This window comes from Mesorhizobium sp. M0968 (assembly GCF_040319065.1).
Taxonomy (GTDB): Bacteria; Pseudomonadota; Alphaproteobacteria; order Rhizobiales; family Rhizobiaceae; genus Mesorhizobium.
In genome coordinates, this window is record NZ_JAMYNL010000001.1 from 523,306 (window position 1) to 536,990 (window position 13,685).

10 protein-coding genes are annotated in these 13,685 nt (G+C 64.3%); 3 read left to right on the forward strand and 7 right to left on the reverse strand.

What is annotated here, in order from left to right; translation table 11 throughout:
* Positions 1-18: 18 nt before the first annotated feature.
* Positions 19-1,182 (reverse strand): ABC transporter substrate-binding protein, encoded by a 1,164-nt coding sequence (locus NKH67_RS02695; RefSeq protein WP_352470751.1) that lies wholly within the window; start codon positions 1,180-1,182, stop codon positions 19-21.
* Positions 1,163-2,293, reverse strand: coding sequence for an ABC transporter ATP-binding protein (locus NKH67_RS02700; RefSeq protein ID WP_023678187.1), 1,131 nt, complete (start codon positions 2,291-2,293; stop codon positions 1,163-1,165). The genes NKH67_RS02695 and NKH67_RS02700 overlap by 20 nt, the downstream gene beginning before the upstream one ends.
* A 114-nt stretch (positions 2,294-2,407) precedes the next feature.
* Between NKH67_RS02700 and NKH67_RS02705 the strand changes: the two genes are divergently transcribed.
* Positions 2,408-3,220 (forward strand): response regulator transcription factor, encoded by an 813-nt coding sequence (locus tag NKH67_RS02705; protein WP_352470752.1) that lies wholly within the window; start codon positions 2,408-2,410, stop codon positions 3,218-3,220.
* A gap of 8 nt (positions 3,221-3,228) precedes the next feature.
* On the opposite strand, the gene NKH67_RS02710 is transcribed toward NKH67_RS02705, so the two are convergent.
* The 5 genes from NKH67_RS02710 to NKH67_RS02730 form a co-directional block, all read right to left on the reverse strand.
* Positions 3,229-5,298, reverse strand: a complete 2,070-nt coding sequence (locus NKH67_RS02710; RefSeq protein WP_352470753.1) for a 3-hydroxyacyl-CoA dehydrogenase NAD-binding domain-containing protein — start codon at positions 5,296-5,298, stop codon at positions 3,229-3,231.
* 121 nt (positions 5,299-5,419) lie between these two features.
* Positions 5,420-6,367, reverse strand: coding sequence for an ABC transporter permease (locus NKH67_RS02715; protein ID WP_352500807.1), 948 nt, complete (start codon positions 6,365-6,367; stop codon positions 5,420-5,422).
* A 2-nt stretch (positions 6,368-6,369) separates the two neighbouring features.
* Positions 6,370-7,344, reverse strand: a complete 975-nt coding sequence (locus NKH67_RS02720; RefSeq protein WP_023678190.1) for an ABC transporter permease — start codon at positions 7,342-7,344, stop codon at positions 6,370-6,372.
* A gap of 1 nt (position 7,345) precedes the next feature.
* Positions 7,346-8,839: a sugar ABC transporter ATP-binding protein gene (locus NKH67_RS02725; protein WP_352470908.1), complete on the reverse strand. Its 1,494-nt coding sequence runs from the start codon at positions 8,837-8,839 to the stop codon at positions 7,346-7,348.
* Between the two features lie 74 nt (positions 8,840-8,913).
* Complete coding sequence (locus NKH67_RS02730) at positions 8,914-9,927, reverse strand: ABC transporter substrate-binding protein (protein ID WP_352500808.1); 1,014 nt, start codon at positions 9,925-9,927, stop codon at positions 8,914-8,916.
* Between the two features lie 218 nt (positions 9,928-10,145).
* Here NKH67_RS02730 and NKH67_RS02735 point away from each other — a divergent pair, with 218 nt between their 5' ends.
* Both NKH67_RS02735 and gnd read left to right on the forward strand, forming a co-directional pair.
* A complete protein-coding gene (locus NKH67_RS02735) occupies positions 10,146-12,557 on the forward strand; it encodes a glucan 1,4-alpha-glucosidase (RefSeq protein WP_352470755.1) in 2,412 nt (803 codons plus the stop codon).
* A 100-nt stretch (positions 12,558-12,657) separates the two neighbouring features.
* Positions 12,658-13,674, forward strand: coding sequence for a phosphogluconate dehydrogenase (NAD(+)-dependent, decarboxylating) (gnd, locus tag NKH67_RS02740; RefSeq protein WP_352470756.1), 1,017 nt, complete (start codon positions 12,658-12,660; stop codon positions 13,672-13,674).
* Positions 13,675-13,685 lie beyond the last annotated feature (11 nt).

Sequence of the window (13,685 nt, forward strand, 5' to 3'; positions counted from 1 at the left end):
GCCTGTAGCCTGCCAGGTTCAAGCCGACTTGAAGCGTGCCATCAATTCGGCCCGGCCCGGATCGGTTAGCGTTGCAGCCGCACCGAATTCGAGCGGCTTCAGCAGATCCGCCGCCGGATAGAGGATCGGATTGTCCAGCACCTCCTTGGGCAGCAGCGCATTGACCCGCGCATCGGTGGAAGGCGCACCGTTGGCCAGGTGCTCCTTGACCGCGACTTTCGGATTCATCAAATAGTTGAGCAAGGCATAGCCGGCAGGCTTGTTCGGCGCATCCTTGGGTATTGCGTAGAAGTCGGTCCAGATCTCGCCGCCTTCCTTGCCAAGCACGTAGGCGATTTCGGGGATGTCGCGGTGGAGCTGCGCCCCGTCATTGGTCCAGCACATCGTCATCCAGGCGTCGCCGGCACGCATCGACGGCTGGTAGTCGCTGGAGACCGCGAACAGATGCGGCTTGACCTTCAGCAGCAATTCCTCCGCCTTGGCGAGTTCGTCCGGCTTCAGCGAGTTGAACGAGAAGCCGAAATATTTCAGCGCGTTGCCGATCGTGGTCAGCTGGTAATCATGAACCATGGTCCGGCCGTCGCCCTCCGCCATGGCCGTGTCCCAGAATTCCTTCCAGCTCGTCATCGGCTTGGTCAGTTTCTTGGTGTTGACGGCAAAGCCGGTGGTGCCCCAATTCTTCGGCACCGCGTAGGTCACGCCATCGATCGTGCCTTCCCCAGTGAAGCGCGGGTCTTCTTGCGAGCCGTCATAATTGGCAAGCTTGGCCATATCCAGCGCCTCGATGATGCCAAGCTTCTTGTAAGTCGAGATCGTGTAGTTGGTCGGAACGAAAAGGCTCCAGCCCGAGGCGCCGGCCTGCAGCTTGGCCAGCATCTCCTCGTTTGACCCGAACACGTTCACCTCGACGGCAACGCCGGTTTCGGCCTTGAAATTCTCGAACGTCGCCGGGTCGTGATAATTGGGCCAGGTGGCAATCGACATGCGGTCGCCAAGCCCCTCCTGGGCGAAGGCTGGCGACGGCATGATGCCGAGTTCGCGGGCCATTACTGCCGTTGCGATGCCTAGGCCGGTGAGGCCAAGGAACTCGCGGCGGCCGATGGAACCGCGCTTGAGGCGCATCAACTGGTCGACGAATTTTTCAGGGCTTATCGGCAGTCCGTCACGATACGATTTCGACATTTTTGTTTTCCCTCTGGTTGGTCCCGTTATTCTCCGGAAACGCCAGCGGCGTTCCGGCTGTAAAGCCGACGGCGACGGGTTCACCCGGCTTGAAGAGATTTCCACCGCCAACCAGATGATCGGCCTTGGCGAGCAGCGTCCCGATGCCTTGGACCTCGATTGCATATTCCGCGGTGGAACCGAGAAAGATCCGGTTGCGGACAAGCCCGTTCAGCCGGCCGCTTCCGGGCGCGCCGAGACTTAAGGATTCAGGACGCAGGCTGACCGAGACGGCTTCGCCCTGGGCTAGCGAAGTGCGCTTGCGCGCGGCGATGACGGTGCCGTCGGCAAGCGCTACCTCGACGAGCTTGCCCGAGAGCCCGACGACCTTGCCGCTCAAGAGATTGGTCTTGCCGACGAAATCGGCGACGAAGAGGTCGGCGGGTTCGTCGTAGATTTCGCTCGGCTGCCCAAGCTGGACGATGCGCCCGCCATTCATGACGCAGACGAAATCGCTCATCGACAGTGCCTCTTCCTGATCGTGGGTGACCAGGACGAAGGTGATGCCGATCTCGCGCTGCAGGTTCTGCAGCTCTATCTGCATGTCGGTGCGCAGCTTCTTGTCGAGCGCCGCCAGGGGCTCGTCGAGCAGCAGCACCGCCGGCTTGTTGACTAGCGCCCGCGCCAGGGCGACACGCTGCTGCTGGCCGCCGGAAAGCTCATGGATCTTGCGGCGTCCATAGCCGGCAAGCCTAACCATGGCGAGCGCCTCGCCTGCCTTCAGGCTGATCTCCCGCGACGACAGGCGCGGCCGCGCCTGGCGCAGGCCATAGGCGACGTTGTCCGCCACATCCAGATGCGGAAACAACGCATATTGCTGGAACACCATGTTGACCGGCCGCCGATAGGGCGGCGTGCCGGCCATGTCGCGGCCACGGATGAATACCACACCTTCGCTTGGCTGTTCGAAACCGCCGATCATGCGCAAACAGGTTGTCTTGCCGCAGCCGGACGGCCCGAGCAACGCGACAAAGGCAGACGGCGGGATGGCAAGATCGATGCCGCTGACCGCGATCACGCTGCCGTAGCGTTTGGTGACCCCGCGAAACTCGATGTCGGGCACTGCGGTCAAAGCTGCGGGCTCCAGCGGCTGGTTGGTCTCGAAACGCTATCAGAGCCAATGGCGGCTAGTATATACCTCCCAGGTGGTATATTTCGTCTATTTTCTCGTATGGAGGGGTATGAATTGGGCGTTTCACGCAGCGATGAATACAGCCGGCTCGCTGCGCTCATCGCAGCGACGCGGGAGACGAGCGGCGAGCTTTTCGGCAAGGCGATGGTCGCCTGGCTCCGCCAGCATGTCAGCTTCGATCATTGCGTGATCTTCGGCTATCGCGGCGCCTCACGCCCGCCGCTGCTGTTCGAGACATTCTCGCCGGCCGAAAGCCACGTCTTCGTTGCGCTCTATCAGGAAGGGCCTTATCTGCTCGATCCGTTCCACCATGCGGCAGTCGAGCGCAAGGAAGGCTTTTGGCGCATGCGCGAATTGGCGCCGGATCGCTTCTATGCCAGCGAATATTACCGCTCCTATTACAGCCAGACCAGGCTTGCGGAGGAGGTCGGCTTTTTCGTGCCGCTGCCGGGAAAGGACGCGCTGGTGGTCTCGCTAATGCGATTGCGCGCTTCGGGGCCGTTCGGAACCGCCGATGCCAGGTTGCTGCGCGACATGGCGCCTGCGGTGATCAGCCTCGTCAGGCTACGCTGGCCTACCCTTCCGGCTGACGGACCGGTTGGGACGAAGCAAGACGAGGCGATTACTCCGGTCAGTGAGTTCGAACGTGCTCACATCTGGAAGAGCCTTTCGCTCACGCCGCGCGAACAGCATGTCGTCGATCTGGTGCTTCAGGGCCATTCCACGGAATCGATTGCCAGGGCGATGCGCATCGTGCCGGGAACCGTAAAAGTTCATCGCCGCAACATTTACCGCAAGCTCAAGATAAAGTCGCAGGCGGGTCTGTTCGCGCGTTTTGTCGAGATCATGGACGCACGGATTCGGTAGTCCCAAGTTCAGCCGGCAGCGCCGTCCCAGGAACCGGTTTCGGCCATTTGCCTGAGCCGGGGTGCCACTCGAAAGACATCCTTGCCGGTCTGCTGGTGCCAGTGATCCAGCCGCCGGATGATCTTGTCCACGCCTTCGAGGCTCGCCCAGAACATCGGCCCGCCCTTGCCGACCGGGAAGCCGTAGCCGTTGACCCAGACGACGTCGATATCGGAGGCGCGGGCGGCAATCTTTTCCTTGAGGATTTTGGCGCCCTCGTTGATCATCGGATAGAGCGTCCGCTCGATGATCTCCTCGGCGCCGATCGCGCGCGGTGCAACACCGCGCTCGGCAGCCTTGTTGCGGATCAGCGCCTCGACATCGGGATCGGGCAGCGGCGTGCGCGAACCGCCTTCATAGCGATAGAAGCCGCTGCCGGTCTTCTGGCCGAAATGTCCCTGTTCGCACAACGCATCGGCGATCACGGCCGTCTGGCCACGCGCCTTGCGGTTGCGCCAGCCTATGTCCAGGCCGGCGAGATCGCTCATCTCGAACGGCCCCATCGGCCAGCCGAAATCGGTGAACACCTGGTCGACCTGGCGCGGCATTGCGCCTTCCAGCAGAAGCGTCTCCAGTTCCGCACCGCGCGCCGCCAGCATGCGGTTGCCGACGAAGCCGTGGCAGACGCCGACGACGACCGGCACCTTGCCGATCCGCCGTGCCAGATCGACGATGGTCGCCAGCACGTCGGGCGAAGTCTTTTCGGCGCGGACGATTTCCAAAAGCTTCATGACGTTAGCCGGCGAAAAGAAATGCATGCCGAGGAGATCTTGCGGCCGCGACGTCGACGCGGCGATTTCGTTGACGTCGAGATAGGAGGTGTTGGTGGCGAGGATCGTGCCCGGCTTGGCCACGGCATCGAGCCTGCCGAAAACATCCTTCTTGACCGCCATCTCCTCGAACACGGCCTCGACGATCAGGTCGCAATCGGCAAGATCGGCATAGTCGGTGGAACCCTTGAACAACCCAAGCCGTTGGCGCTTGGCGTCTTCGCTCAGCGAGCCGCGGATGACGGAAACGGCATAATTCTTGTTGATCGTCGCCAGCCCGCGCTGCAAGGCCTCGTGTGTCGCTTCCAGCAAGGTCACGGGGACGCCGCCATTGGCGAACGCCATGGCGATGCCGCCGCCCATCGTGCCGGCGCCGATGACGCCGACCCGGGCGATCTTGCGCCTGGCGACGTCCTTGCCGGCAATCTTTGCCGCCTCACGTTCAGCGAAGAACAGATGCCGCTGCGCGCGTGATTGGTCCCCGGCGACAAGCTTGACGAACAGGTCGCGCTCCGCCGCCAGCGCTTCATCGAAGGGCAGCGTCAGCGCGTTGCGGACCGACTGCGCACAGGCGATCGGCGCCTCGAGGCCGCGTGCTTTGCCGGCAAGCACTGCCGCTTCCTTGTCGAACGCCGGCAAGTCGGCCGGGTCGAGGCGATCATTGCGGTCGCGCACCGGCGTGAACGGACCGCCTTCCGCGGCCGTTTCGTTGGCGAAACTCACCGCTTGCGCGGTCAGGTCGCCATCGAAGACGGCATCCACCAGGCCGGCGGCGAGCGCCTCGGCCGCACCGATCGGCGTTCCCGAAACGATCATGCTGAGTGCCTTCAGCGGACCAACCAGGCGCGGCAGGCGAACCGTGCCGCCGCCGCCCGGCAGCAGGCCGAGCTTGACTTCCGGCAGGCCGAGCCTTGCCGTTCGGTCGGCAACACGGAAATGGCAGCCGAGCGCCAGTTCCAGGCCGCCGCCGAGCGCAGTGCCGTGAATGGCCGCGACCGTCGGCTTGGCGATGGTTTCCAGCATGGCGACTAGGGCGCCCAGGTCCGGTTGCCGCGCCGGCTTGCCGAATTCGGTGATGTCGGCGCCGGCGACGAAGGTCCGCCCGGCGCATGCTATCACGATTGCTCCGACCGACGGCTCGTCGCGCAGGGAAACGAGCGCCTGCATCAGCGGCTCGCGTACATGGAAGCTCAGCGCGTTGACCGGCGGATTGTCGATGCTCACCACCGCGACGTTGCCGTGCCTTGTAGTGCTGACGAAATCGGACACGCTAACCTCACGCAATGATGTTGGCCAATAGCGCGACGGGATTTACAGCGCTGGCATGCGGATGGGAACCACGTGTTTTGCAGGCCGGATCGATATCCCTTCGCCGCCGGGTGGCCTTGCTTTAGCGCAGCGCCTTCTGCCCGCCCGCGGCGGTGATGACGCCGACGATGATCAGCCCTGTCAGCACCAGGCGGACGCCGACGCTGACGCCGAACGTGTTGAGCATGGTCAACAGCAGCACCAGGAACAGCGCCGCGCCCCAGACCCCCGGCACATTGGCCTTGCCGCCCGCCACCGACGTGCCGCCGATGACGACGACGGCGATCGAGGCCAGCAGATACTCATTGCCGATATCGACATTGGCGCCGCGGAAATAGCCGGCGAGCAGTGCGCCGTCGAGGCCGCCGAGCGCGCCCGACAGCGTGTAGGTGAGGAAACGGGTGCGGCCGACATTGACGCCGGCCAGCCAGGCAGCGCGGATGTTCTGGCCGATCGCCAGCACCGAGCGGCCGTAGATCATGCGCTGCAAAACGATGCCGGCGCCGATGGTGAACAGAACGGTGAGGATCGCCAGCACCGGGATGCCGAACACCTGCCAGTTGGTGAAGTCGGCAAAGCCCGGCGGCGGCTTGATCTGCAGGCCCCGCCCATAGCTGATATCGACCGACTGGATGACGAAGCTGGCCGACAGCGTCGCGATGATCGGCGGAATGCGCAGCGCCCAGATCAGCAGATAGTTGACGGCGCCGATCGCCATGCCGCAGGCAAGCGCTGCCAGCAGGCCGACCGCGATCATCGCATCATTGCCATCCATGACCTTCATGGCGACGGCGCTGGCAAGGCCGATATTGGCCGGCAGCGACAGGTCGACATTGCCCGGCCCGAGCGTGATGACGAACATCTGCCCGACGCCGACGATGACCGTGAAGACGGCGAGCGACAGCGCCGCCGTGATCATGCCGCCGCCGCCATAGCCGCCGGTGAAGGCGATGGTCGCCAGCCACACCAGCAGTGCCCCGAAGAACGACCAGATCCAAGGTCTGGTGAGCAGTGTCCGCAGCGATGCCATGCTCACCTCTCCCTGCGGCTGATCAGCACCCGCGCCGCCAGCACGATGATCAGGATGGCGCCGTTGGCGGCGACCTGCCAGTCGGGCGGAATGTGCATGAACGTCAAGAGGGGCGATGCCGCCAGCGCCAGCGTCAGCGCGCCGATGACGGCGCCGATCGGCGACACCCGGCCGCCGACGAACTCGCCGCCGCCGAGGATGACGCCGGCGATCGAAAGCAGCGTGTAGCCATTGCCGATATTGGCATCGGCCGAGGTGGTGATGCCGATCAGCGCCATGCCGGACAAAACGCCGAACAGGCCGGTCAGCGCAAACAGCGCGATCTTGGTGCGCAGCAGCGACCAGCCGGCGCGCTTGAGTGCGGCTGAATTGCCGCCCGATCCACGCAGGATGACGCCGTAGGAGGTACGCATCAGGCCAAAGTGGACGACGGCTGCGATCAGCAATGCCGCGATGATCGGGAACGGAATGAAGGGTGGCTTGAAGGCCATCAGCGCCAGCAGCCAGTCCGGCGCCTTGCCGCCGGGCTTGGGCAGGATGAGGATGGCCATGCCCTGCCAGACAAAACTCATGCCGAGCGTCACCACGATAGAGGGCAGGTTGCGCAGATGGATCAGCGCGCCGAGCAGCGCGTAGACGCCGATCGACCCGAGCAGGATCACGACGCCGAGCAGCGGCGCGTCCTTCAGCCATGTCGCCGTCACGCAGCCGACGAAGCCGACAAAGGTGCCGATCGACAGATCGAGCTCGTTGCCGGCGATGACGAACATCTGCGCGATCGTCGCCAGAGCGATCGGGATCGCCAGATTGAGCATCAGGCTGAAACCGAAATAGCTGATGGCGCGCGGGTTGAGCCAGGCGATGGCGATGAGCACCAGCGCCAGCGACAGTGCCGGCAGCAGGCTGCGCAGCATGCGCGCCCGCCTGGTGGCGCGAGCCGAAGATTTTAGCCCATTCTCGACGGATACCGCTGTCATCTCAGGCCGCATCGCCGAACGACGACTGGATGATCTTTTCCTCCGTCAGTTCGTCGCGACGAAGGTTGGCGACGATCCGGCCGTTCTTGAACACATAGATGTGGTCGCAATTGTCGAGCTCTTCGGTTTCGGTGGTGTACCAGAGGAAAGTGCGGCCATGGCGAGCCTCCTCGCGCACCAGGTCGTAGACTTCGAGCTTGGTGCCGATGTCGACGCCGCGCATCGGATCGTCCATCAGCACGATCTTGGCGTCGGAGCCGAGCGCCCGCGCGAACAGCGCCTTCTGCTGGTTGCCGCCGGACAGCGAGAAGATGTTGTTGTTCATGTCGGGCGTACGGATGCCGATTTTCCGCTGCCACAACTCGGCGAGCTCGGCTTCACGCTGCGGCGAGATCAAAAGGCCGTTGCGCAATCGCGCCAGCGAACGGATGCCGATGTTCTCGGCGATCGACCATTGCGGAAAAATCCCGTCCGACTGGCGGTCGCCGGCAACCAGCGCCACCGGCGCGGTAACCTCGATGCCGGTCTTGGCGCGGGAAGCCGCGGCAAAGATCGCCAGCAAAAGATCGGTCTGCCCATGCCCGGCAAGCCCGGCAAGCCCGATGATCTCACCGGCACGGGCGACGAGCTCGTTGCCGTCCTGCTGTCGCGCCGGGCGCGCCCGGACCCGCAGCGGGCCGGGCTCCGGCTTGCCGCTCGCAATCTCTGCGGCGGTCTTCTCGCGCGCCTCCGCTCCGCCCATCGCCGTCACCAGCCTGTCGCGGTCGAAGGCGTCGGCCTGCCCGGCGGCGACCACCTTGCCGTCGCGCATCACCACGATCCGGTCGGCATTTCCGAGCACTTCGCCCAACACATGCGAGATCAGGATGCAGCTCTTGCCGGCGGCGATGAAGCGGCGCACGAACGCCAGCAGCTGGCCGGCGGTATGCGCGTCGAGCGAGGATGTCGGCTCGTCGAGGATAACCAACTCGAGCGGCTCCTGCGTGACCGTGAAGGCGCGCGCCACCTCCACCATCTGCCGGCTGGTGATGGAAAGATCACCGACGATGTCGGATGCCGAGATGCTGTGGCCTGGGAAGATCTCGTCGAGCTTGGCAGCGATCAGATCGGCCGCCTTGCGCCGCCAGCCGAAGCCATGCAGCGACGCGTGGTTGATCCGCGTGTTCTCGGCGACGCTGAGGTTCGGGCAGAGCGACAGCTCCTGGAACACACAGCGTATGCCGAGCTGCTGCGCGCGCGGCACCGAATAACTTGCCTCGACACCGCCGCGGACCGCGATCTGCCCGCTGTCGGGGGCAAGCGTGCCCGCCACCATATGCATGAGCGTCGATTTTCCGGCGCCGTTATGGCCGACGAGACCGACGCATTCTCCGGCACGAACGCTGAAATCGACACCGGCGAGCGCCCGGACGGCGCCGAAATGTTTTTCGGCTCCGTCCAGTCTTATGATGTCCAAACTGACGGCGCCGAAAAGCTTTTCGGCGCCGTCCGGCATGATGATGTCTGCATTGGCCTCGGGCATCCCTCAACGATACCCGGTTATCCGTGGCGGCAACAATAGTGCCATGCTCACTTGATGTTGGCCTTGATCGCCGCGATGGCGTCTTCCTGCGTGTATTCGTGGCTGGCGACGCCGCCCTTCGGAATCTTCGGCAGCGCGGCCTCGAAATCGTCCTGGGTGAAGGCAAGATAGGGCACCAGCAGGTCGTGCGGCACGTCGGTGCGGCCGTCGAGCACCTGCTGCGCCACCCAGAAGGCAAGCGTCGATACGCCCGGTGCGATCGATGCCGACCAGGTCTGGTAACCGTCCTTTTCCTTCTGCTCCTTCCACCACTGCAACTCGTCCTGGCGATTGCCCATGATGATGGTCGGGCGTGGCTTGCCGGCGGCGGCGAAAGCCTGCGCCGCGCCGTAGCCGTCACCGCCCTGGTCGACGACCCCGATAACATCCGGCAGCGAAGGCAGGATCGTCGCTACGGCTTTCTGTGCCGTGGTCTGGTCCCAGTCGCCGGTCACCGAGCCGACGATCTTGAACTCGGGATGGGCAGCGACGCCTTCGAGGATGCCGGCATGGATGGCATCGTCGATCGAAGTGCCGGCGAGGCCGCGGATTTCCAGCAGGTTGCCGCCCTTGGGCTGGAACTTGGCCATCTGCTCGACTTCCTGCTTGCCCATGTCCTTGAAGTCGACGACGACGCGGTAGGCGCAGGGTTCGGTGACGATACCGTCGAAGGAAACGACGATAATGCCGGCGTCGCAGGCCTGCTTGATGGCGCCGTTGAGCGCATCCGGAGACGCCGCGTTGATGACGATCGCGTCATAGCCCTGCAGGATCAGGTTCTGCACCTGGGCTGCCTGCGTCGGCACTTCCTTGTCGGCCGTCGTGAAGACGTCCGCGGCGCCGACCACCTTGTCGGCAACCGCCTTCTTGGTAACGATGGCGTAGCTGTCCAGCATCGCCTGCCGCCAGGAATTGCCGGCGTAATTGTTGGAGAAGGCGATTTTCTTGCCGCTGGTGTCGGCAAGCGCGGTACCTGCGGCGAGCATCGCCGCAAGAGCCCCCAAAGCGAATATTTTCCTCATGTCATACTCCTCCCGTGAGTTGCTGTCTTACTGGTGGTTAATGGCTGGCTGGTGGGTATTGGCTGATACGCTCACAATCTTGTTTTTTATCTATTATCAGACAAATGCAGATAGGCGGCAAGCTGTCAACATCAAACCATGGCCGGCGATCAACTTGCGGTGCAATCATTGAAACCGGTTCGACTCCTGGTCTAGGGATGGCACTGGAGACCGATTGAATGGCGACGAACCTTGCCCCGGGTGCACCCGGCATTCCGGCACGCTGGACCTCGAGCGCCAAGAGCGGCGTCGGCACCGCGCTCTCGCCGGCCTGCCCGATCTGGTTCACCATCAGCCACGGTATCCTCAACGAGATCTACTACCCGCGCCTCGATAGCGCATGCACCCGCGATCTGGGGCTGATCGTCACCGGACCCGACGGCTATTTCTCGGAAGAAAAACGCGACGCCGAACACAGTATCGAACCCCTGGCGGACGGGGTGCCTGCCTACCGGCTGGTCAACACCGCAAGCGATGGAACCTACAGGATCGAAAAGCGCATCCTGACGGATCCGGAACGTCCCGTCTTGCTGCAGGAGATCATGTTCACGCCGCTCAAAGGCGCGGCCGCCGACTACCGCGTCTACGCGCTGCTGGCACCGCACCTCGTCAACGCCGGCATTGGCAACACCGCCTGGATCGACGACCATGAAGGACAGCCTGTCCTGTTTGCATCGGGACGCGGCACCTGCCTGGCGCTCGCCTCGTCGCTGCCGTGGAAGGCGTGCTCGGCCGGCTATGTCGGCGTCTCCGACGGCTGGCAGCAGCTTCGTCAAGGCGGCCGGCTCGATCCGGCCTGCCGCAGGGCCGAGGACGGCAATGTCGCGCTGACCGGCGAGATCGCCTTTTCGGCCGCAAACCCAAAAATATTGCTGGCGCTCGGCTTCGGCACGACGCCGCAACAGGCGGCGGAAACCGCTTTCGCCAGCCTGAGGCAAGGTTTTGAGCCCGCAGCCGGATCCTACGTCGACAAATGGCGCAAATGGCAGGCCGGATTGCTGCCGCTGGACCGGCATGCGGCGTCCGGCCTCAACAGCTACCGCCTCAGCACGGCGGTGCTGGCGACACACCGGTCGTCCGCCGGAGCAGCCGTTGCCAGCCTGTCGATCCCGTGGGGCTTCAACAAGGGCGACGACGATCTCGGCGGCTATCACCTGGTCTGGCCGCGCGATCTGGTCGAAACCGCCGGCGGCTTCCTCGCTGCCGGCGACCCGGCGGAAGCCTTGCGCATCCTTGGCTATCTGCGCTCGATCCAGCAGCCGGACGGCCATTGGCCGCAGAACGCCTGGCTCGACGGATCGGCCTATTGGCCGGGCATCCAGATGGACGAATGCGCCTTCCCGCTGCTGCTTGCCGACGCACTGCGCCGCGCCGGCCATTTGCCGCCTGCCGCACTCTCCTCCTTCATGCCGATGATCGAGCGCGCTGCCGCCTATGTCGTGCGCAACGGCCCGGTCACCGGCGAGGACCGCTGGGAAGAAGACGCCGGCTACAGCCCGTTCACACTTGCGGTCGAGATCGCCGCATTGCTTGCGGCTGCGGACATCTTCGATGCCGCCGGCAAAACAGAGCCGGCAAACTATCTGCGCGAAACCGCCGATGTCTGGAACGATCAGATCGAGCGCTGGACCTACGTGGCCGGCACCGCCGCATGCGAGCAAGCCAGCGTCGAAGGCTACTATGTCCGCATCGCGCCGCCCGACAAAGCCGGCGCGGCATCGCCGAAAGACGGCTACGTCCCGATCAAGAACCGCCCGCCGGCCGATACGGACCGGCCGGCCAAGGCGATCGTCAGCCCGGATGCGCTGGCGCTGGTCCGCTTCGGCCTCAGGGCGGCCGACGATCCGCGCATCCTCGACACGGTCAAGGTCATCGACGCGCAATTGCGCTGCGAACTGCCGCATGGCCCGCTCTGGTACCGCTACAATGGCGATGGCTATGGCGAGCATGCCGACGGCGCGCCCTTCGATGGAACCGGCCGGGGCCGGCCCTGGCCGCTGCTGGTCGGCGAGCGTGCTCATTACGAGCTGGCGGCAGGCCGCAGGGATAGTGCGGCAAGCCTGCTCAGGACGTTCGAGAACTCTGCCGGACCGGGCGGCCTGCTGCCGGAGCAGGTCTGGGACGGTCCCGACATGCCGGAGCGCGAATTGCGGCATGGCGGGCCCTCCGGCAGCGCCAAGCCGCTGGTCTGGGCGCATTCCGAGCACATCAAGCTGCTGCGGTCGCTGCGCGACGGCACGGTGTTCGACATGCCGCCGCAAGGCGTCAAGCGCTATATCGAGGGCAGGACGGTGTCGCGCTTCAGGGCATGGCGCTTCAACCACAAGATCCGTACCATCCCGGCAGGCAAGGCGCTGCGCATCGAACTTCTGGCCCGGGCGGTGGTTCATTGGAGCAGCGACAATTGGGCAACCGTCCATGACACCGAGACCACCGCGAATGCTTTCGGCATCCATCTTGCGGAATTGCAGGTTGCCGAGATTGCTCCAGGCAATAGCCCGGGCAATAGCATTGTCTTCACTTTCTTCTGGCCCGATAGCGGCCATTGGGAGAATGCTGACTTTTCTGTCGGCATCGGCGATACAGGATAGAGCATGACCCCGCAAAGTGGAGACCGGTTTTCGGACAAGATCATGCTTCAATCACGGCGCCACTAGATCATCGATCCCTCAAGTAAGGCAGGACGAGACCATGCAGATAGGAATGATGGGACTGGGCCGGATGGGCGCCAACATGGTTCGGCGCCTGCTGCGCGATGGCCACGAATGCGTCGTCTACGATATTAACCCGGCGAGCGTCGCCGCGCTTGTGAGCGCCGGCGCGGTCGGAGCCGCCTCGATGGAGGAGTTCGTCGGCAAGCTGGCGAAGCCGCGCAGCGCCTGGCTGATGCTGCCTGCGGCGATCACCGGCAAGATCGTCGACCAGGTGGCTGCCCTGATGGAGCCGGGCGACATCATCATAGACGGCGGCAATTCCTATTATCACGAGGCCGTCGACCACGCCGCGCGCCTCGCCTTGAAAGGCTTGAGCTATGTCGATGTCGGCACCAGCGGCGGCGTCTGGGGCCTCGAGCGCGGCTACTGCCTGATGATCGGCGGCCCCGACAGCGCGGTCCGGCATCTCGATCCGGTCTTCGCAACGCTGGCGCCAGGCGCCGACGCCGCTTCGCCCGCCCCTGCCAAGGATGCCGGAACCTCGCCCTTCGGCTATCTCCACTGCGGACCAAGCGGCGCCGGCCATTTCGTCAAGATGGTCCATAACGGCATCGAATATGGCGTCATGGCCGCCTATGCCGAAGGCATGAACATCCTGAAATCGGCGAATGCCGGCAAACGGCAGCGCACCGCCGATGCGGAAACCAGCCCGCTGGAAAACCCGCAATATTACCAGTTCGACATCGACATCGCTGAAGTGGCCGAGGTCTGGCGGCACGGCAGCGTCATCGGCTCGTGGCTGCTCGACCTGACGGCCGGCGTACTGAAGGCCGATTCGTCGTTGACGCAGTTCGGCGGGCGGGTCTCGGATTCCGGCGAAGGCCGCTGGACGCTGAAGGCGGCGATCGACACCGGCGTGCCGGCGCCGGTGCTGTCCTCGGCGCTGTTCGACAGGTTCTCCTCGCAAGGCGAATCCGAATTCGCCGACAAGCTTCTGTCCGCCATGCGCTATGCCTTTGGCGGCCATGTCGAAAAACCCAAGGCCGGCTCGTGACGGGCGACAGG

What these genes read in the sequence shown, in the direction of transcription:
- NKH67_RS02695 (WP_352470751.1), bottom strand. Translation starts at nt 1,182, where the DNA reads ATGTCGAAATCGTATCGTGACGGACTGCCGATAAGCCCTGAAAAATTC.
- NKH67_RS02715 (WP_352500807.1), bottom strand. Translation starts at nt 6,367, where the DNA reads ATGGCATCGCTGCGGACACTGCTCACCAGACCTTGGATCTGGTCGTTC.
- NKH67_RS02720 (WP_023678190.1), bottom strand. Translation starts at nt 7,344, where the DNA reads ATGACAGCGGTATCCGTCGAGAATGGGCTAAAATCTTCGGCTCGCGCC.
- NKH67_RS02725 (WP_352470908.1), bottom strand. Translation starts at nt 8,839, where the DNA reads ATGCCGGACGGCGCCGAAAAGCTTTTCGGCGCCGTCAGTTTGGACATC.
- NKH67_RS02730 (WP_352500808.1), bottom strand. Translation starts at nt 9,927, where the DNA reads ATGAGGAAAATATTCGCTTTGGGGGCTCTTGCGGCGATGCTCGCCGCA.
- NKH67_RS02735 (WP_352470755.1), top strand. Translation starts at nt 10,146, where the DNA reads ATGGCGACGAACCTTGCCCCGGGTGCACCCGGCATTCCGGCACGCTGG.
- gnd (WP_352470756.1), top strand. Translation starts at nt 12,658, where the DNA reads ATGCAGATAGGAATGATGGGACTGGGCCGGATGGGCGCCAACATGGTT.